Origin of the sequence: Nocardia sp. NPDC056564 (assembly GCF_042793755.1) — a bacterium.
Classification (GTDB): domain Bacteria; phylum Actinomycetota; class Actinomycetes; order Mycobacteriales; family Mycobacteriaceae; genus Nocardia.
Window position 1 is genome coordinate 241,129 of the sequence record NZ_JBHTUR010000012.1, and the last position, 19,520, is coordinate 260,648.

Annotated in this window: 16 protein-coding genes; 4 read left to right on the forward strand and 12 right to left on the reverse strand. The window is 69.9% G+C overall.

The window, feature by feature from the left end:
* Nucleotides 1-6: 6 nt before the first annotated feature.
* Nucleotides 7-240, reverse strand: coding sequence for a hypothetical protein (locus ACFQ9K_RS28070; RefSeq protein ID WP_378723476.1), 234 nt, complete (start codon nucleotides 238-240; stop codon nucleotides 7-9).
* Between the two features lie 186 nt (nucleotides 241-426).
* Here ACFQ9K_RS28070 and ACFQ9K_RS28075 point away from each other — a divergent pair, with 186 nt between their 5' ends.
* Both ACFQ9K_RS28075 and ACFQ9K_RS28080 read left to right on the forward strand, forming a co-directional pair.
* Complete coding sequence (locus tag ACFQ9K_RS28075) at nucleotides 427-1,257, forward strand: mycofactocin-coupled SDR family oxidoreductase (RefSeq protein ID WP_378723477.1); 831 nt, start codon at nucleotides 427-429, stop codon at nucleotides 1,255-1,257.
* Between the two features lie 102 nt (nucleotides 1,258-1,359).
* Entirely contained in the window at nucleotides 1,360-3,351 is a 1,992-nt protein-coding gene (locus ACFQ9K_RS28080; protein WP_378723478.1) for a cytochrome c oxidase assembly protein, read from the forward strand.
* A gap of 6 nt (nucleotides 3,352-3,357) precedes the next feature.
* On the opposite strand, the gene ACFQ9K_RS28085 is transcribed toward ACFQ9K_RS28080, so the two are convergent.
* Both ACFQ9K_RS28085 and ACFQ9K_RS28090 read right to left on the reverse strand, forming a co-directional pair.
* A complete protein-coding gene (locus ACFQ9K_RS28085) occupies nucleotides 3,358-5,628 on the reverse strand; it encodes a heavy metal translocating P-type ATPase (RefSeq protein WP_378723480.1) in 2,271 nt (756 codons plus the stop codon).
* Nucleotides 5,629-5,638: 10 nt separating this feature from the next.
* A complete protein-coding gene (locus ACFQ9K_RS28090; RefSeq protein WP_378723482.1) occupies nucleotides 5,639-6,400 on the reverse strand; it encodes a zf-HC2 domain-containing protein in 762 nt (253 codons plus the stop codon).
* A gap of 123 nt (nucleotides 6,401-6,523) precedes the next feature.
* On the opposite strand from ACFQ9K_RS28090, the gene sigC reads away from it, so the two are divergent.
* Nucleotides 6,524-7,090, forward strand: a complete 567-nt coding sequence (gene sigC, locus ACFQ9K_RS28095) for an RNA polymerase sigma factor SigC (RefSeq protein WP_378723484.1) — start codon at nucleotides 6,524-6,526, stop codon at nucleotides 7,088-7,090.
* 4 nt (nucleotides 7,091-7,094) lie between these two features.
* Here the strand turns inward: sigC and ACFQ9K_RS28100 are convergent, their stop codons facing one another.
* A complete protein-coding gene (locus ACFQ9K_RS28100) occupies nucleotides 7,095-7,946 on the reverse strand; it encodes a helix-turn-helix transcriptional regulator (protein WP_378983794.1) in 852 nt (283 codons plus the stop codon).
* An 87-nt stretch (nucleotides 7,947-8,033) separates the two neighbouring features.
* Here ACFQ9K_RS28100 and ACFQ9K_RS28105 point away from each other — a divergent pair, with 87 nt between their 5' ends.
* A complete protein-coding gene (locus ACFQ9K_RS28105) occupies nucleotides 8,034-8,813 on the forward strand; it encodes an SDR family NAD(P)-dependent oxidoreductase (RefSeq protein WP_378723465.1) in 780 nt (259 codons plus the stop codon).
* A 5-nt stretch (nucleotides 8,814-8,818) separates the two neighbouring features.
* Here the strand turns inward: ACFQ9K_RS28105 and ACFQ9K_RS28110 are convergent, their stop codons facing one another.
* From ACFQ9K_RS28110 to ACFQ9K_RS28145, 8 genes are read right to left on the reverse strand one after another with little or no spacing between them, the layout of a single operon-like run.
* Nucleotides 8,819-9,607 (reverse strand): ABC transporter ATP-binding protein, encoded by a 789-nt coding sequence (locus tag ACFQ9K_RS28110; protein ID WP_378723446.1) that lies wholly within the window; start codon nucleotides 9,605-9,607, stop codon nucleotides 8,819-8,821.
* A complete protein-coding gene (locus tag ACFQ9K_RS28115; RefSeq protein ID WP_378723448.1) occupies nucleotides 9,604-10,650 on the reverse strand; it encodes a FecCD family ABC transporter permease in 1,047 nt (348 codons plus the stop codon). The genes ACFQ9K_RS28110 and ACFQ9K_RS28115 overlap by 4 nt, the downstream gene beginning before the upstream one ends.
* A complete protein-coding gene (locus ACFQ9K_RS28120) occupies nucleotides 10,647-11,690 on the reverse strand; it encodes an ABC transporter substrate-binding protein (RefSeq protein WP_378723449.1) in 1,044 nt (347 codons plus the stop codon). Before ACFQ9K_RS28120 ends, ACFQ9K_RS28115 begins: the two co-directional genes overlap by 4 nt.
* Nucleotides 11,690-16,144, reverse strand: a complete 4,455-nt coding sequence (locus tag ACFQ9K_RS28125; RefSeq protein WP_378723451.1) for an amino acid adenylation domain-containing protein — start codon at nucleotides 16,142-16,144, stop codon at nucleotides 11,690-11,692. The genes ACFQ9K_RS28120 and ACFQ9K_RS28125 overlap by 1 nt, the downstream gene beginning before the upstream one ends.
* Nucleotides 16,108-16,344 (reverse strand): phosphopantetheine-binding protein, encoded by a 237-nt coding sequence (locus tag ACFQ9K_RS28130; protein ID WP_378723452.1) that lies wholly within the window; start codon nucleotides 16,342-16,344, stop codon nucleotides 16,108-16,110. The genes ACFQ9K_RS28125 and ACFQ9K_RS28130 overlap by 37 nt, the downstream gene beginning before the upstream one ends.
* Before the next feature lie 5 nt (nucleotides 16,345-16,349).
* Nucleotides 16,350-17,888 carry a long-chain-fatty-acid--CoA ligase gene (locus ACFQ9K_RS28135; RefSeq protein ID WP_378723453.1) on the reverse strand — a complete coding sequence of 513 codons (1,539 nt, stop codon included), beginning with the start codon at nucleotides 17,886-17,888 and terminating at the stop codon, nucleotides 16,350-16,352.
* On the reverse strand, nucleotides 17,885-18,424 hold the full coding sequence (locus ACFQ9K_RS28140; protein WP_378723454.1) for an FcoT family thioesterase: 540 nt from the start codon (nucleotides 18,422-18,424) through the stop codon (nucleotides 17,885-17,887). Before ACFQ9K_RS28140 ends, ACFQ9K_RS28135 begins: the two co-directional genes overlap by 4 nt.
* Nucleotides 18,421-19,296, reverse strand: coding sequence for a TauD/TfdA dioxygenase family protein (locus ACFQ9K_RS28145; protein WP_378723455.1), 876 nt, complete (start codon nucleotides 19,294-19,296; stop codon nucleotides 18,421-18,423). Before ACFQ9K_RS28145 ends, ACFQ9K_RS28140 begins: the two co-directional genes overlap by 4 nt.
* Nucleotides 19,297-19,520 lie beyond the last annotated feature (224 nt).

A 19,520-nucleotide genomic window follows, 5' to 3' on the forward strand; every position in this document is an offset into this window, starting at 1 on the left:
ACCCGGTCAGAAATCGAGCGGATCGCGGATGAGCATGCCCTCGACCGCCCGCAGTCGATCGCTCATGGTGGACAGGAGGTCGATCGAGTCGTTCGAGAGCCCGACCGCGGTGTACAGCAGCCTGCGCAATCGCGGGCTGTCGATCGAGCGGGCCACGGTCGCGTCGTAGTCGGTCGATGTGTGGTCGAGAGGTCGAACGAGCTGGTCGAGATCCACGGCGAAGTACTCACAATCGGTCATCTGGCCCCCTGGGACCATTGTGGGCGCGCTGGGACGCGCGCCTGCGCACTCCCTTCGTCGCTGGATCGGCCCGGAACGTTTCGTGTGTAGTTCTGGACAATACGAACGTAAACGACAGCTTCACGTCATTCCCGCGTGCAAGCATGGGTTCGGCCGAACAAATACCGATCTGGTGAGGGGCCCGATATGGGGAATCTCGACGACAGGGTGGCGGTGATCACCGGCGGCGCCCGAGGTCAGGGCCGCGCGCACGCGGTGGCGCTGGCGGCGGCCGGCGCGGACATCGTGCTCTGCGATATCGCCGAGCAGGTGGCGAGCGTGCCGTATCCGATGAGTTCGGAAGCCGATCTGGCCGAGACGGCGAAGCTGGTCGAGGAGACCGGCCGCCGCTGCGTGCCGCTCATCGCCGACGTGCGCAGTCAGACGGAGATGCACGCGGTGGCCCAGCGCGCCATCGACGACTTCGGCCGCATCGACATCCTGGTCGCCAACGCGGGCATCGCCTCCAACTCGGTGATCGCCGAGATGGACGACGAGGTGTGGCAGGACATGATCGACATCAATCTCACCGGCGTCTTCCACAGCTTCCGCGCGGTGGTGCCGCACATGATCGAACGCCGCTGGGGCCGCATCGTCGCCACCTCGTCCATCGTCGCCCGGATGGGCGTGCGCAACGCCGGCCACTACGCGGCGGCGAAGTGGGGCGTGATCGGGCTGGTCAAGTCGCTGTCGCTGGAGGTGGTCGAGTACGGCATCTCGGTCAACGCGCTGCTGCCCGGCGGCGTGGACACCCCGATGATCCAGAATCCGGCGATGTATCGAATGATGCTGCCGAACCTGGAGAATCCCACCAAGGAGGACGTGGCGGCGATGTTCGCGGCCGGTCCGCCGAATTCCGATCTGATCGCGCCGGACGAGATCGCCGACGCGCTGCTGATGCTGGTGTCCGAGCGGGGCAGGCATTTCAACGGCGAGGCCCTGACCATCTCCGGCGGGATGAGCGCCAACACCATCTGAGCGGGCGCGCCACCCGTGAGCGAATGTGACCCGCGTCGCAGTGGTCGCGGCGCCGGAACTTTCCCGCTGCCGGATCCGACCGATCAGCGAGACCTGGTTCAGGTGCAAACTTCGCTCTCGAGGACGGTGGACGGCAACGTGCAGGGGAAACGCTCGACAGTCCACCTGGTTTGGCTCGTCGCGGCGGCAGTTCTGCTCGCCCTCGTCATCGGGTCGGTGATCGAAGCCGGGGATGCCCCGTATCGGGCCGCTGGCACCGCCTATCCCGGTCTGGCCGACGTACTGGCCTACGTGCTGCTGCGCGTCGTCGCCGCGCTGGCCGGTGCGGCCGCGCTCGGTGCGCTGGTCTACTCGGTGTGCGGCACCGCCGTCACCGGTGGCGGCCGCCTCGACGTCGACGGCTACTCCGGGCTGCGGCTCGCCGAGCGGGCCGGGCTGGTGTGGCTGGTGTCGGCGCTCGCGCTCATCCCGATGACCGCGGCGAACGTCGGCGGCCTGACCTTCTCCGGGCTGTTCCGGATCGGTGCGCTCGGTGCGCTGATCGACGCCAGCGAGAAGCCGAAGGCGTGGATCGTGGTCGCCGTGCTGGCCGCCGTGGTGACGCTCGGCGCGCGAATGTTGTTGTCCTGGAACGGGGCAGTGGTGCTGCTGCTGGTGGCCGCCATCGGCGTGCTGCCGCCCGCGATGGTCGGCAACGCGGGGGAGGGGCCGAATCACGACTACGGCACCGGCGCGATGATCGTCTTCCAGCTCGCGATCTCGGTGCTGCCCGGCCTGCTGTGGTGCGTCGCGGATCATCTGCGCCGCAATGGGTCACACGCGCGGACCGCGGTCCGGCGCGGCGCGCTGATCGCCCTGCTGTGCGTGGCGGGCGCCACCCTCAGCGGGCTCGTGCTGTGGGCGATCCTGCTGCCCTGGTCGTCGGTGTTCACCACCGGCTACGGGCGGCTCGCGCTGGTGGTGGTCGCCGTCGGCGTCGGTCTCGCGCTGACCATGCGCGCGGTGCTGAACCGGGGACCCGGCGCCCGCACGGCCTTCCTGATCGCCTGCGGCGCAGCGCTTTCCGCGGTCGCGCTCGCCGCGACCGTGGCCATGGCGGTGCAGCCCGCCCCGGCCTTCGCCGATCGCTCGTTCACCGCGCAGGAGGTGTTCCTCGGCTTCGACCTGCCCGACCGGCCGAACCTGCTGCGGCTGATCACGCTGTGGCGCTTCGACCTCGTGCTCGGCACCGCCGCCGTGGCCGCGATCGTGCTGTACGTGCTCGGCGTGCTGCGGTTGCGGCGGCGGGGCGACGAATGGTCGCGCTGGCGCACCCTGTCGTGGATCGGCGGCTGCCTCGCGCTGCTGGTCGCGACCTCGTCCGGCATCGGCACCTACGGATTCGCGATGTTCAGCATGCACATGATCACGCACATGGCGCTGAACATGTTCGTGCCGGTGCTGCTGGTGCTCGGCGCACCGGTGACCCTGCTGCTGCGCGCCGTTCCGGCGGCGAAGCGCGGCGAGGTGCACGGCGTGCGGGAATGGGTGCTGTCCGTGCTGCATTCGCGGCCCACCGCGGTGATCGCGCATCCCGCCACGGCGCTGTCGCTGTTCGTGATCTCGCTCTACGGACTGTATTTCACGCCGCTGTTCGAGAACCTGATCCGATACCACTGGGGGCACGTGCTGATGAACGTGCACTTTCTCATCGTCGGTTACCTGTACTACTGGGGCATCATCGGCATCGACCCGGGCCCGCGCCGGCTGCCGCACCTCGGCCGGCTCGGAGTCCTGTTCGCGGTCATGCCGTTTCACGCCTTCTTCGGCGTCGCGGTGATGTCGATGAACACCGTCATCGGCTCGCGTTTCTACACCAACCTGCAACTGCCCTGGAACATCGACCTGCTCGCCGACCAGCGGGTCGGCGGCGGAATCGCCTGGGTCTCCGGCGAAATCCCCATCCTCCTGGTGGTCGGCGCGCTACTCACCCAGTGGGTGGCCCAGGACCGGCGCACCGCGGTGCGCACCGACCGTAAGGACGACGACTACGGCGACTCCGATCTCGCCGCCTACAACGCGATGCTGGAGCAACTGGCCCGGACCCGCCGCTGAGGCTGCTCAGCGGTCGAAGCGAACGCGCCGCAGCCGCAAGCTGTTCGAGACCACGAAGAACGACGAGAACGCCATGGCCGCGCCGGCGATCAACGGATTCAGCAAGCCGAGTGCGGCGATCGGAATGGCGATCACGTTGTAGCCGAACGCCCACACCAGGTTTCCCTTGATCGTGCGCAGCGTGGCGTGCGCCAGCTCGATCGCGTCGGCGACCGCGCCCAGATCCTCTCGCACCAGGATGACGTCGGCGGCCGCGATGGCCACATCGGTGCCCGCGCCGATCGCCATGCCGAGGTCGGCGGTGGCCAGCGCGGCACCGTCGTTGATGCCGTCGCCGACCATCACGACGCGCCGTCCCTGCTCCTGCATGCGGGCGATCAGCTCGACCTTGCCCTCCGGCAGCAGCTCGGCGACCACCTCATCGATGCCGATCTCGTCGGCCACCGACTGCGCCGCGTAGGCGTTGTCGCCGGTGAACATCATGACCCGCAGGCCGAGTCGGTGCAGCCGGGCGATCGCGGCGGCCGCGGTCGCCTTGACCGTGTCCGCCACCGCGATCACCGCGACGACGGCGCCGTCGACGGCGACCAGCACGACGGTGCGACCGGACCGTTCCTGTTGCCGGACCGCACGATTCAGCTCCGGCGGGATGCCGATGCCCTGATCGTCGAACAGCCGCGACCGGCCGACCAGCACCCGGCGGCCGTCCACCACGCCGCGTGCGCCCAATCCCGGTAGCGCCTCGAAGGATTCGACGGCGGGCAGCGGGTCGATCAGGTCGCGGGCGTGCCGGGTGATCGCCGCCGCCACCGCGTGTTCGGACGCCGCTTCCACCGCGCCGGCCAGCCGCAATACCTCGGCGGGGTCGAACGACGCGTGCTCGATCACCGCGACCACGCTCATCGCGCCATTGGTGACGGTCCCGGTCTTGTCCAGCACCACGGTGTCCACGTCGCGCGTGGCTTCCAGCGCCTGATGGCCCTTGATGAAGATGCCGAGCTGCGCACCACGCCCCGAGGCCACCATCAGCGCGGTGGGAATGGCCAGGCCCAGCGCACACGGGCAGGCCACGACCAGCACCGCCAGCGCGGCGGCGCCCGCCCGGCCCGCGCCGGAGCCGGTGCTCAACCAGATCGCGAACGTCGAGGCGGTGATCAGGAAGACGATCGGAACGAACACCGCCGACACCCGATCGGCGATCCGCTGCATCCGCGCCTTGCCGGTCTGCGCCTGCTCGACCAGGCGGATCATCCCGGACAGCTTCGTATCCGCGCCGACCGCAGCGGCTTCCACGATCAGCCGCCCGGTGAGCGCGGTGGTGCCGCCGATCACCGCCATGCCCGCGTGCACATCCACCGGGATGGATTCCCCGGTCATCGCGCTGGCGTCGACGCTCGATTCACCGGACACGACCAGGCCGTCCGCCGCGATCGTCTCGCCCGGTCGCACTACGAAGCGCTGCCCCTCCACGAGTTCGCCGATGGGCACCCGCATTTCGCGATCGTCGCGGGTGAGCACGGTGACCTCGCGGGCGCCGAGCGCGGCGAGCGCCCGCAACGCGCTCCCGGCCGAGCGCTTCGCCTTCGCCTCGAAATACCTTCCGGCCAGGACGAATGCGGTGACCCCCGCCGCCACCTCCAGGTAGATCGCGTCGCTGGCCCAGATCGCCGCCCAGACTCCGTCGGGTGCGGGCCCGGACCGGTTGGGGTGCAGGAACATCGTGTCCAGTGACCACAGCGTTGCGGTGATGACGCCGACCGAGACCAGCGTGTCCATGCTCGCCGCGCCCGCCTTCGCGTTGGCGAAAGCCTTGCGGTGGAACGGCGCCGCGGACCAGACCACCACGGGCAGCGCGAGCACCGTGAGAACGAGTTGCCAGCCGGTGAACCGGGTGCTGGGAATGGTGGCGAACATGACCGACAGATCGGCCAGCGGGAAGAACGCCATCAGCGCGACGACCAACCGGCGCAGCAGGTCGCCGACCGCCGCGTCCTCGGGCGCCGACCCGACCGGCTCGGTGCGATCGGTGATCGGCGACGCCCCGAAGCCGGTGGCATCGACCTCGGCACACAGCTGCTCGGCGGTGATCTCCCCGACCGCGTCGATCGTCGCGACCCCGGTCGCGTAGTTCACCGACGCGGTGACCCCGTCGATCTTGTTGAGCTTGCGCTCCACCCGCGTGGAACAGGCCGCACAGCTCATCCCGGTGACGGCCAGCGAGATGCGGTTCGGTTCAGCGGATTCGGTTCGAACGATCGGTTCGAGCTCGATGGTCATGAAATTCCGTTCAGGCGGCGGGATCTTGGGTCGAGCGGAGGTGGCGGGTGCGGCGGCCGAGCTGGGCGCCCGGCGGCAGCACCAGGTCGACCGGGACGCGGTCGCTGGTCGGCGGGGAGGTTTCCGGGCGGCGCGTCCGGTGCACGACCACGACCAGGGCCAGGGCGACGACCAGCAGGCCGTGCGAGAGGACCCGGGAGACCGGAACCACACCGGAGTACAGATCGGACACGACGAACGCGCTCAACGCGGCGACCAGCACCCCGAGCACCGGCAGCACACCCGCGGCGGCGTGCGGCCGCAGCGCGCAGTAGACGAACCCGACGCCGATCGCCAGGCTCCACGCGGTGCTCTCGTTGAGCAGGTGCCGGGTCATCTCGGCGCCGTGATGATGGCTCATGCCGAAGTCGAGCCCGGCCAGCTGGGCCAGCGCCAACGCGCATTGCAGGACGCCGAGCAGGCCGAGCAGGACCCGGGACACCGCGATGCGCGAGGTCGGCACCGCGGCCCGCAGTCTGGCCAGCGGCGACGGTTGCGGGCGCTCCAATTCGGCGGCGGCGAAGATCGCGTCGGTCAGATCGGGCGCGTAAGACGAGGCGCCGCGCAACTGCTTCGAGGTCTCCACCGCGGCGACGTACCAGGAGCAGCAGTCGGCGCACCGCTCCAGATGCTCGTCCACCCGGGCGGCGGGAACGGTTTCGCGCTCGCCGTCGATCCGGGCCGACAGCGCCGTCCGGCACACTTTGCACTCCACGTCCAGATTGTCGTCCATCCGGACCCCGAAGTTCCCGGCGGTCGGTATTGGTGGCGCCGCTCACTGCGAGCCCGCGGTGACCTGCGTTACCTCCGCCGGGCCGGTCCGGCGCCCCGGTGAGCGAGGGTTATTGTCGACACCATGCCGACGCCCGCCGAGGATGACGAGACGACCCGCCTGGCTCTGGCGGCGGCGCGTGGCGACCGGCGGGCACTCGAGGGCTTCATCCGGGCCACCCAGAAGGATGTGTGGCGGCTGCTCGCCCATCTGACCGAGGTCGGCCGGGCCGACGACCTGACCCAGGAGACCTACCTGCGGGCGCTCGGCAGCATCAAACGTTTCGAGGGCCGCGCCAGTGCGCGCACCTGGCTGCTGTCCATCGCGCGCCGGGTCGTGGTCGATCAGGTGCGGATGGCGGTGGCGCGGCCGAAGATCGCGCACGGCGTCGACTGGGTCGCGGCCGCCGACCGGCAGGTGGGGCGGCGGGACGGGCTGACCGAGATCGTCGAACTCAACCTGCTGCTCGACGATCTCGCGCCGGAGCGGCGGGAGGCGCTGGTGCTCACCCAGGTGCTCGGGCTGTCCTACGCCGAGGCCGCGGCGGTCTGCGGCTGCCCGGTCGGCACGGTCCGCTCCCGGGTCGCTCGCGGCCGCGAAGATCTGGTTGCCGCAACGCGTTTCGGCACGCGGCGCAGCGCCAACGGCTGAGCGTTCACGGCGTGGCGTCCATCCGCTGCGTGCCGATGACCGACAGCAGCTGCAGCGCCTGCTCGGCCGGTGAGCCGGGGGCGGCGGTGTAGATCACGACGCGCTGATCCCGGTCGGCGATGTCGAGCACATCGCAGTTGACCGCGATCGGGCCGACCAGCGGATGCTCGAAGATCTTGCACAGCGTCGGCTCGGCCCGGATGTCGTGCGCGGCCCACAGCCGCGCGAATTCCGTACTGCCGGCGCGGAGTTCGGCGATCAGCTCGGTCACCTCGGGATCGCCGGGGTAGCGGGCGGCGGTGGCGCGGAGTTCCTGGGCGGCGCTGCGGGCGAACGCGTCCGCGTCCGACACTCCGTACAACCGCCGCCCGTGCGGGCTCGGCCCGAGGAAGGCCCGCCGCACCAGGTTCCGGTCGCGTCGCGACAGCGCGGAGAAGTCCTCCAGCAACGCGGCCGCCAGCTCGTTCCAGGCGATCACCTCGTACGTCGCGGACAGCACGACCGCCGCGGCCAGCGGCAGCCGGTGCAGCAGGTCGACGATGCTCGGCCGGACCTCGCGCGACGGACCGGCCGGCGGGCCCGGCGGTGTCCCGGCGAGGTGATGCAGGTGGTCGCGTTCGGCGTCGGACATCCGCAACGCGCGGGCCAGACCACTCAGCACCTCGCGGGACGCGCGCGGGCCACGAGCCTGCTCCAACCGGGTGTAGTACTCGGTCGAGATGAAGGCCAGCTGGGCCACTTCCTCCCGGCGCAGGCCCGGGGTGCGGCGGCGCGGTCCGGCGGGCAGACCCACGTCGGCCGGGGTGATCCGCTCCCGCCTGCTGCGCAGGAAATCCGCCAGTTCTCGTCTGTCCACCGCTCCAGTGTGCGCGGACGCCGCGGAGCCCAGCCAGGTACCGCCGGTACCTGGCTGGGCTCGACGTGCGGGCCGAGGCTCGACGCCATGGACAACACACTCACCACCACCGGCCTCCTGGCCGGCAAGGTCGCCTTCATCACCGGTGCCGGCCGCGGCATCGGCGCCGCCGCCGCGCGGCTGTTCGCCCGAGAGGGGGCCAGGGTAGTGCTCGCGGCCCGGACGGAGGCGCAGCTGAAAGCGGTGACCGAGGAGGTCAGGGCAGCGGGCGGTATAGCGGACTACGTGGTGTGCGACCTGGCCGACCCGGCGGGTGTGCGGGCCGCCGTCGACTACACCGTCGATCGGTACGGCAGGCTCGACGTCGCCTTCAACAACGGCGCGGCCGGGGTGCCGCCCGGCCCGATGGACCAGGTGCGGGCGGCGGATTTCGATTACGTCTACGCCGTGAACCTCAAGGGCCCGTGGCTGGCCATGGTGGCCGAGATCGCCGCCATCCGGGCGAGCGCGGGCACCGGCGCGATCGTCAACACCTCCAGCGTCGGCAGTCTGATGGGCAACCCGGAACTGCCCGCCTACGGCGCGGTGAAGCGGGCGCTCAACAGCCTCACCGAATCGGCGGCGGTCACCTACGGCCCGGAGGGCATCCGGGTGAACGCGATCGCACCCGGCACCACGTTGACCGAGATGATCCGGGACTGGGAAGCGGGCTCGCCCGGCGTCATCGAGCGGCTCAACGCGGTCACGCCGCTGCGCCGTGCGGCGGACCCGGACGAGATCGCCCAGGCGGCCGCCTGGTTGCTCAGCGACCGCGCGTCCTACGTGACCGGCACCGTGCTGCGCGTCGACGGCGGCATGCGCGCCTGAGTAGCTCAGGGGTCCGCCAAAGGCTCTGCGGCGTAGTGCAATCGGATGATGCCGTCGTCGTGCCTGCTGGCCGTGGCGCGTACGCCGAACACCGTCCGGAGTAGCTCGGGCGTCATCACCTCCAGCACCTCGCCCGCCGCGACGACGCCGCCGTGGTCGAGCACGACCAGCCGGTCGCAGCAGCGCACGGCGAGGTCGAGTTCGTGCAGCACCGCGAGGGTGGTGATGCCGGTCGAGCGGATCAGGTCGAGCAGTTCGAAGCGGGCCCGGACGTCGAGGTGGTTGGTCAGCTCGTCGAGCACGAGCAGACGTGGCTGTTGCGCGAGTGCCCGCGCGAGCAGCACGCGCTGGCGTTCGCCGCCGGACAGGGAGCCGATGGCGCGGCCGGCGTAGCCGGTGACGCCGGTGCGGTCCATGGCGTCGGCGACGGCATCGTGATCGGCCGCGGTGTCCCGGCTGAACAGTCCGTGATGCGGGTTGCGGCCGAGCCCGACCGCCTCGGCGACGGTGAGTTCGGTGGAACCGGAACCGTTCTGGAGCACCGCCGCGGTGGTACGGGCCGCGGCGCGGATCGATAGCCCGGCGAGGTCGGCGCCGTCGATCGTGACGATGCCCGCACTGGGTTGCAGCGAGCGATAGATGGTGCGCAGCAGTGTGGTCTTGCCGCTGCCGTTGGGGCCGACGATGCCGACGACCGTGCCCGGCGGTGCGTGCAGGGTCACCTGGTCGAGCACGGGAGCGTCGCCGAATGTGACACTCACTCCGGCGACGGACAATTCGGCGGATTCGCTCATGCGAGGCTCCCGTTGCGGCGCAGCAGCCAGAGGAAGAACGGCGCGCCGAACGCGGCGGTGAAGATGCCGAGCGGCAACTCGTTCGGCGCGTCGATGGTGCGCGAAAGCAGGTCCACCGCAACCAGATACGCCGCACCGATCAGGGCGGACAGCGGTAGCACCCGCCGGTGGTCCTGCCCGAAGGCGAGGCGGACCAGATGCGGAATCATCAGGCCGACGAAGCCGATTCCGCCGGCCACCGCGATCAGCACGCCGGTCAGCAGCGAGGCCAGCACCAGCAGGACGATCCGCAGCGTGCGCACGTCGACGCCGAGCGCGGTGGCCTGTTCGTCGCCGGTGCCGAGCACGTTGAGCCTGCGGCCGAAGGCGAGCACCACCGCGACGGTCACCAGCACCACCGCGGTGACCGGACCGAGGCGATCCCAGCTCGCGCCGGCGACGCTGCCCATCGTCCAGAACATCACCGCGCGTAGCTCGTTCGGCGTGGCACGCAGCTGTAGATAGTTCGTCGCGGCCAGGAGCAGATAGCCGACCGCGACGCCGGCCAGCACCAACCGGATGGGCACCAGCCTGCCGCGCTGCTGCCCGAGCAGGAACACCACCGCGATCGTCGCGATCGCGCCGCAGAAGGCGGCGGCCGACACCCCGATGCCGCCCAGCACGCCGCCCGCCGTCACGATCACGGTCACCGCGCCGAGCGACGCGCCGGAGGACAGCCCGAGCACGTACGGGTCGGCCAGCGGATTGTTCACCAGCGCTTGCAGAATCACGCCCGCCACCGCCAGACCGCAGCCGCAGAGCGCGGCCAGAATGACCCGGGGCAGCCGGTAGTTCCAGACGATCTGATCGACGGTGAAACCGACATCGGCTGTCTTGCCGGACAAGTGGGCCGCGATCACCCGACCGGTGTCAGCGGCGGACACGGTGACCGAGCCCGCCGCGATCGACAGCAGCATGACCGCCAGCAGCACCGCCGCCGACGCGGCGAGCGCGATCGGCAAGGGCGTCGCCGCGAGCGGCGGCCGGGTCGCGCCGCGGGTCACCGGAACCGCTCGGGGTGCACCAGTTTCGCGATGCGCTGCACGGCGAGGTCATTGGTGGGGCCGAGGTAGATCGAATCCGACAGCACCGCATAGTTGTTGGTCTTGGTGGCGGTCCACTGCGGGAATTGGGCGAGAATCCGCTCGGCGACGGCGTCGATGCCGGGGCTGCGGTAGTTGATCACGACGAGCCCGTCGATCGGGGTCACCGCCAGTTGCTCCTTGCTGATCGTCACGAAGGTGGTGCCGTCGTCGCGGTTGAACGGGTTCACCCCGCCGGCCTTGTCGATCACGTCGTTCCAGATGCCGCCCGCCGCGATCGCGGAGAAGTCCGAGTCGCCGCCCATACCCATGCCGGGAAAGACGAGCAGCACGTTCTTCTTCGGCTGCCCGCCGACCCGAGCCGCGGTCTCCGCGACCGCTTTCCGGGAGTCGGCGATGAGGCGCTCGGCGCGGCCCGGGACGTCGAAGATGGTGCCGAGATCGCGCAGCAGTGCGTAGCTGTCCTCGATCGTCGGTGTGCCGGTGACGGCGCCGGTCACACCGCAGTTCGCCCGGGGCACATAGGTATTGGCGCCAGCGGCGGCCAGTTCGTCGCGGGTCGCGAAGCCCTGGTCGGCGGCGAATCCGCCACCGCCGGTGGAGATCACCAGGTCGGGGTGCTGGTTCAGCATCGCCTCGCGCGGGATGTCCTGGAGGCTGTTCGGGGTGATGTTGCCGGTCGGGAGAGCGTCGATGGCCGCGGCGCGGCCCGGCACGTCGGAGGTGCCGTAGGACTGCGCGTTGGCGACCACGCGGTCGGCGACGCCCAGCGCGATGAGCGAGGAGATCTCGCCGACGGAACCGCCGTTCATCACGACGACCCGCTTCGGGGCCTCGGTGAACGTGTAGGACTTGCCGCAATTCTCCAGGGACACCGGGTATTCGGTCACGCCCTCGGTCGCGGCGGCCGGCTTGTCGCCGGTCGGGTCGGGCACCGAGGTGGTACAGCCGGTGACGGCGAGGGTGCTTGCCGCGAGTGCCAGGAGGAGCGCGCGTTTCATCAGCATGGCTGCCTTTTCGATCGGTGCGCCATGGCGGGCGGCGCGGGGAGAAAGCGGGTCTCGATCAGGTAGTCGATCCCGGCGGACAGTGCGGAGGCGGAATCCGGTGGGGGGATAACCGAATCGATGAGTGTGCTGCGGCCGTAGGCGACGGCGTCGCCGGCCGGGACCAGGTGGGCGGTGTGGGCCAGGGCGATGGTCAAGGAGTGGTCGTTGTCTGCGGACGCGCGATCCGCCATCGCGGTCAATCGGGCGTGCCAGACCGGCGCGGGGATGGTGTCGACCGGGTAGCCGCGATCGCGCAGCGCGTCGACGACGGTGGCGAACGTCAGCGGGCGTCGGCTGGTCAGGTGGAGGGTCCGGGCGGTAGGTCGATGCCCGACCGTGTGACTGATGACGGCGGCGACCCAGTCCACCGGCACCAGGTCGATGGTGCCCGCGCCGTAGATCTCCGCCGGTACGGCGGCGAGGACGACCATCGCGCGGATCAGGCTCCAGAACGCGTCATCGGGGCCGGAGACGCCGGTCGCGGAGTGGCCGCCGATGCGGCCGGGGCGGTACACCGTGACCGGAATGCCGCGCTCGGCCGCGGCGTGGATCAGGCCTTCCGCGACCCACTTGCTGGCCACGTATCCGTTGTGCGGCAACGAAGTCGCGGCCACCCGCCGGTCCTCGGTGAGGATCGGCGGATTGCCGTCGACGGCGAAGGCGGTGTCGATGGAGGAGACGAAGTGGACCGGCTTCGGTGTGCCGGTGGTCGCGAGCCGCAGGATGCGTTCGGTGCCGCCGACATTCGCCGGGCGCAGGCGAGAGTACGGCTCGAAGTGATGGACTCGGGCGCCGTTGTGAACGATGGCGTCGACGGTGTCGGCCAGGTGCCGGTAGCGCTCGGGGGTGAGGCCGAGCCGGGGGCGGGCGAGGTCGCCGGCGACCGCGATTACCCGGTGCTCGAGCAGTGCGTCGTCGAGACGATAACGGGCGAAGGCGGATTCGATTCGATCCAGTGCCGCGCGATCGTCGTCTGCTCGGACCAGGCAGTACACGTGCAGGTCGGTACGTTCGAGCAGGGCTGCGAGCAAGAAGGCGCCGAGGAAACCGGTTACGCCGGTGAGGAATACCGTGTGCGGCGTCCGCGAGGCTTCGACCGTCGCCTGGATGGTGCCCGCGAGCTGGGTGTCTGCCTCGAGATCCGCTGCGGTCCACGCCGGTTCGCTCCCGTCGTGGCCCGAGTCGAGGCGTTCGGCCAGCCCGGCGACGGTGGGGGTGTCGAACATGGCGCGCAGGTCCCAGCGGACGCCGAAGGCCGCCCTGATTCCGTTCAGCACCCGTGCCGCGCGCAGCGAATGCCCACCGCGGGCGAAGAAGTCGTCATCGATGCCGACCGACTCGACCGCTAATGCCTCGGCGAAGAGCCGGGCCAGCGCGCGTTCGGTAGGGGTACGCGGGGGGCGTTCGGCGAAGCAGGCATCCGGCGGTTCGGGGAGGGCCGCGCGGTCCAGCTTCCCGTTGGCGGTGTGCGGCAGGCGATCCAGCGTGACGTACACCGACGGCACCATGTAGTCCGGTAGCCGCTCGGCCATGTGCATCCGTAGCGGCTGTGCCCCGGGTTCGCCCGCGCCGGGGACCGGGACGATGTAGGCGACGAGGACCTCCGCGTGCATGCGCACCGCGGCGGCGTCCACCTGCGCATGTGCGGCGAGTGCTGCCTCGACCTCACCGACCTCGATCCGATAGCCGCGCAACGACATCTGGCTGTCGCCGCGGCCCAGGTACTCGAGGTGACCGTCCCGGTGCCAGCGCGCCAGATCGCCGGTGCGGTAGAGCCGGCTGCCGCGAGCGTCGAACGGATCCGCCACGAATCGCGCCGCCGTAGCCGCCGACTGACCGAGATACCCGTGCCCGACGGGTATTCCGCCGACATAGAGCTCGCCGGGGACACCCGGCGGCACCGGCCGCAGGGCCGGGTCGAGTACGTAACAGCGGCCGTTGGTGACGGGAGCACCGATCGACGGCTGGGGATGCGCCGCCATGCCTGCCCAGGTCGCGTCGACCGTGCATTCCGTGGGGCCGTACAGGTTGTAGACCGAGAGCCCCGGCTCGGCCCGGAGCGCGGTCCACAGCGCGGGATCGGCCGCCTCGCCCCCGAGCGCGATCACCGCCGGACGATGCGCGCCGGTGAGCAGGCCCGCGTTGAGCAGTTCCCGCGCGAAAGTTGGTGTGACGTCGAGGAAATCGATCCGCTGCTCCCGGAGGTAGCGGACCAGAAGATCTGGGTCGCGCCGTAGGTCGTCATCGATGAAGTGCAACTCGTGCCCGGCGAGCAGCCAGAGCAGCCCCTCCCACGCGGTATCGAACGTCACCGACGCGGTCAGCGCCGCCCGCATCCGCCGCCCACCCCGCGCCGCCACCGCGGGCTCGATCAGATTCTCCCGATGGTGGTGGTACAGATTCACCACCGAGCGATGCGAAATCACCACAGCCTTGGGAGTTCCGGTGGTGCCCGACGTATGGACGATCCATGCCGGAGACTCGGGATGCAACCGCGCCGGAGCAGGTATGCGCACGGGCACGGTGCTCGCTGCGGATCGGACCGCATTCGTCGGATCGCGGAGCGGTTCAGCTCCGGTTCTTACCGATTGCGCTGGGGTGAAGGCCATTTCGTCGGCCCGGACGATGCGGTCTCGCAACGCGTCCGGTACCAGCACGGTCAGCGCGGCTGTCGTGATGATGGCGCCGAGTCCTGCTCCGCTGCCCGCCAGTCCGTCGAGGAGCAGCGCTACACGCGGCGCCGGTTGACCGGGGTCCAGCGGCACATACGTTGCACCACAGGCGAGTACACCGAACAACGTGGCGATCGCGTCGCTGGTGCGCGGAAGCAGTACCGCTACGGCGGCGCCGCGACGGGTACCCGCTGTGGTGAGCGCGGCGCTCGTTTCTCGTGCCCGCGCGGCCAGCTCGGCATATGTGAGTGCGTGCCGCGCACCCTGGGCATCGGTGGCGACGAGCGCGGTTGCCGTCGAGGTGCGCGTCACTTGCGCGGCAAGTAGGTCGTGGACGGTGCTGTGGTCTAGAGGACGATCAATTCCATAGCTGTTGGTGTGCACCAACTCTCGCTCGCCCGGCAGGAACAGATCGGCCGCGTCGAGCCGCTGCTCCGGTCGGTCCAGGACGCGCCGGAGGAAGGTGGTGAAGCGCCGCAGGTGGGTGGCCAGCTCGGCCGCCGTATACGCGTCCGGGTGCCCGTCCAGGTACAACGTGGGCCCGGTCCCGTCGATCCGGTCGTAGAGGTTGAACACCAGGTCGTCGATCATGCCCGCGGTGACGTTGTGCACCGCGGCGGCGCACTCGCCGAAGCGCAGGTCGTAGTCGAACAGCATGATGTTGACCGACGGTCCGTACATGCTGCGATCGCTGCCGACCAGGCCGAGGTCGCGGCGCACCTGTTCGCTGCGGTAGCGCTGATGGCGCCGGCTGCGGATCAGGTGACGGGCGACCCGTCCGGTCAGCTCGAGCAGCGTCGGATCGTCCGCGAAGTCGGCCCACAGGGCGACACCGTTGAGCGTCATGCAGGGCACCCGCAGCGCGGGCGTGCCGGTGCGCAGCATGACCGGCAGCGCGAGGCACACCGCGTCGGCCCCGGTCATCCGATGCACGTACGCGGCGATCGCGGCGGTGAGCACATCGGTCCAGTTGGCCCGCGCGGCCTCCGCGACCCCGCGCAGCAGCGCGACCGTCTCGGCATCCAGGGTGGTGAACTCCCGAAGTGGCCGGCCCGCAACCGATGTCGAGCGCGGTGTCGCGCCGGACAGGGTCACGGGCGCCGGTCGATCACGCAGATAGTCGAGCCAGAACCGGCGGTCACGGTCGATATCCGCGGAATCGGCATAGGCGGCGTCCGCCGCCATGACCGCATCCCAGGACCCGAACGCGTAGGCAGGCGGGGCGGTTCCGGCCACGGTCGCCGAGTACAGCGCGGCGACGCGGTGCGCGATCAACGCCATGCCGTAGCCGTCGAGCAGGATGTGATGCACCCGGTGGTACCAGAGCGTCCGTCGCGCATCGACCCGAAACACGATGTGCGCGAACAGCAGATCGTCGGTCAATGACACCGGCCGCGCGACATCCCGGGTCATCAGGTCCAGCGCGGCCCGCAGCGGATCCGGCTCCGCCGACACGTCGGCCACCTGGACCTCCCATACGGGTGACCGCGCAACCTGCCGCGGCCCGTCGTCGAGGAACCGGACATGCAGCGCCGCGGCCTCGTCGACCGCCGTGTGAATCGCCGTCACCAGCGCGTCCACCGCGACCGGTCCGGAAATCTCCACGTACTCGGCGATATTGAAGACCGTGGCGGTCGGGTCGAGCTGCTGCCCGAGCCAGACGCCCAGCTGCGCGGCGGTCAGCGGCCGGGCCGCACTCACGGCGTGGACCGCGGCGCGAGCAGTGCCCACCATCCGGCGAGCGTCGGATTCTCCGCCAGATCCACGAAAGTTGCTGCGGCACCGCGAGCTTTCCAGCGTTCGATCAACCCGATCAGCCGCACCGAATCCAGTCCCGCGGCGAACAGGTCGTCGGTGTCGTCCAGCTCGTCCGGCTCCAGATACAGCAGATCGGCGATATCCGCCCGGACGGTGTCGTAGGTGAGTGGTTCCATCGCGTTCAGTTGACCTGTCTCTCTCGCTCGGCCCAGAACCGGTCGCGCAGCTGCCAGCGCAGGATCTTGCCGCTCGGATTGCGCGGAATGCGTTCGACGAACTCGAAGCGCACCGGAATCTTGAACCACGCCAGGTGTTCCCGGCAGAACGTCATCAACTCGCGCACCCGGACCTGCTCGCCCGGTCGGCACGCGACGAACGCGTGCACCGATTCGCCGAGCACGTCGTCCGGCACGCCGATCACCGCCGTGTCCGCCACGGCCGGATGGCGGGCGAGCGCGTTCTCGATCTCGGCGGGATAGATGTTCTCGCCGCCGACGATGATCATGTCCGTCAACCGGTCCCGGATGTACAGGTAGCCGTCGGCGTCGACGTATCCGGCGTCTCCGGTGTGAATCCAGCCGTCGACAAGGGTTTCGGCGGTCGCCTGTGGGAGATTCCAATACCCGAGCATGGCGGCCGGCGAGCGCAGGCAGATCTCCCCGACCTCCCCGACCGGCCGCTCCGCGCCGGATGTGTCGATGATCCGCACGGACACACCGGGATACGGCCGGCCGGCGGCGGCCAACCGCGGATTGCCCGCCGTGTGTTCCCCGGGCGGCAGGCAGATCGCGGTGTTCCCGGTCTCGGTGAGCCCGTAGATCTGCGCGAACTCGGCGCCGAAGAGCTCCAACGCTTCGCGCAGCAGCGTCGCCGAAATGGGCGATCCGCCATAGACGACCTTGCGCACCGAGCCGAGTGCCTCCGGCGTCACCCGCGGCTCGCCGAGGATCAACCGCAGCATCGACGGGACGACGCACATCGTGGTGATCCTGGCCTCCTCGATGATCGCCACCGCGGTGCCGCTGTCGAATCGGGGCATCGCCACATTGCTGATTCCCGCCGCGAAACCCTGCATGGCCCACCAGATTCCACCGACGTGGAAGCCGGGTATGCCGATGAGATTGCGATCCCCCTCGCGGAAGCCGAGCCAATCCAGCCCGGCCGCGGCGAGCGCCTCCGCGATGGCGAAGAAGCTGCGCTGCGCCAGCACAACACCTTTGGGCAGCCCGGTGGTCCCGCTGGTGTACAGCTGGATCACCGCGTCGTCGCGACCCGACGGTCGTTCGTCGAGATCCGGGTCGGCGATACCGGCCAGCCAGTGGGCGAACTCGTCGCCGTCCAGCCGGACCGCGGGCACGTGCGGTGCCGCGGACCGGGCGATGCCGGCGGAATCGGCGTCGACCAGCACCAGCGCGCTGCCCGAATCGCGCATGATGTGCTCGACCTCGGGCGCGGTCAGCCGGAAGTTGATCGGCACCAGCACCGCGCCGAGCCGCGCGCAGGCGAAGAACAGGCCGTAGTAGTAGACGGATTCCAGGCCCAGATAGGCCACCCGGCTGCCGGTGCCGATGCCGAGGGCCCGCAGCGCGCGGGACAGCCGGATGCTGTCGGCGTGCAGTCGCGCGTAGTCGAGTCCCACTCCGGCGCAGGCGATGGCGAGCGTGTCCGGCCGGTCGCGCGCGTGCCCGGCCAGGATCGAGGTCACGGTGGGTGCGCTCACCGCGCGGCGCCCAGCGGTCGCGCCGCGTGCACGATGGCCAAGCGGACGGTGCCCGCGCACTGCCCGCCGTTGTCGTCCCAGCACCGGAACGACGTGTCCAGCGCGGTGAACGGCGCGCCGTCGCTCGCGCGCGTGCGTTCCCGGCTGCCGCCGAGAACGAACTCGCCGTAGAACCGTCGCGGATCGATCGGCCGTCGAAACTCGCTGTCCAGCCGGGTGATCAAGATGTCGGGCAGCTGACGCCGCCAGTAGTCGTCCATGGACCAATCGCCGAACAGCGGCCCGACGCCGTGCCGCACCAGCACCGCGATGGTCTGATAGAGCATCTGGTTGTAGCAGATGTTCATCTCGACCGAATTGAGGTGCCCGGTCGCGTCGATGTAGCAGGACTCGGGAATCTCGAATGTGCCGGTGGCGGCGGCCTGTTCGCCCTGCGCCCGGACCGTCAGCTCACGCAGATACCGGCAGTGCGGCTTATAGCAGCGCAGCACCTGCGCCAGCAACAGCGGATCGTTCGGGAACACCTCATCGGTCATGCCGGGATGCCCTCGTCGTCGTACACGGTGACCCGATGCGAGACGGCCGGCTCGCAGGTGGAGTTGTGCAGTGCCCGATGCACCAGGCTGCGGTTGTCCCAGATGAGCAGGTCGCCGCGTTCGAAGGTCTGTAGCCGGATCGCCGGATGTTCGAAGGCTTCATCGAGTTGACCGGTGGCAGTGAGCAATTCGTGCAGCAGGTCGGGCCGGTCGGTGCCGTCGGCGGCGGTGATCGACTCGGTGAGACCCTCGCTGACGTAGACGATCGGCTCGCCGGTGTGCGGGTGCGGGTGCACCGTGGGCAGCGTCACCGGCGGCGTCTTGCGATCGATCTCGGCGAGCAGTTCCGAGATCGGCCGGTAGACGTCGCTCGGCCGGATCTTGAAGTAGCGGCGGACGCTGTGCGTCGCCGTCGTATCGGCCACCGATTCCCGCAGTGCGGGGCTGAGCTGCTGATACGCGCGGGCCAGGTCGATGAAGTAGGTGCCGCGACTGTGCGTCGGCACCACCCGGGTGTGGGTGAAGGTCAGGTCGAACGGACGCGCCATGAACTGATAGTCCGAATGCCAGAACTTCCCGGTCTTCGGCACGCCGACCCGCTGCTCACCGGTGTCCACATTCGACGACACGAACACCTCCGGCACCTCCGGATGGTGATAGATCGGCTCGTAGTACCGCACCGGTTCGCCGAAACCGCTTGCCAGCGCGACGAATTGGTGCGGATCAAGGTCGATGCCCCGGATCACCGCGATCCGCTCGCGGTACACGGCACGCTTGACCGCGCGGATGTCATCGAGCGATGTGGGGTCGAAGTCCTCGACCACCACACCGAAGTCTCCCTGCGGGCTGATCCGCATGGCTGTTCGCTGCATAGCCACTAAGTCGGCCCACTACGCCGTGTAGTTCCCGGCAATATCGAGTGATTTTCCCGCGCCGCCGCGCTCGTTGTGAGCTGGGCGACACTCGGCGAACAGCGGTTGCACCGCGAACCCGACTGGGGCTAGCGTCCTCTCGCGGTGACGACCACCGCCGGCCACGGCGATCCGACCATTCTCGGCTGATTCGCCAATAGTGCTTCTCTGCAACATTTTTCGTA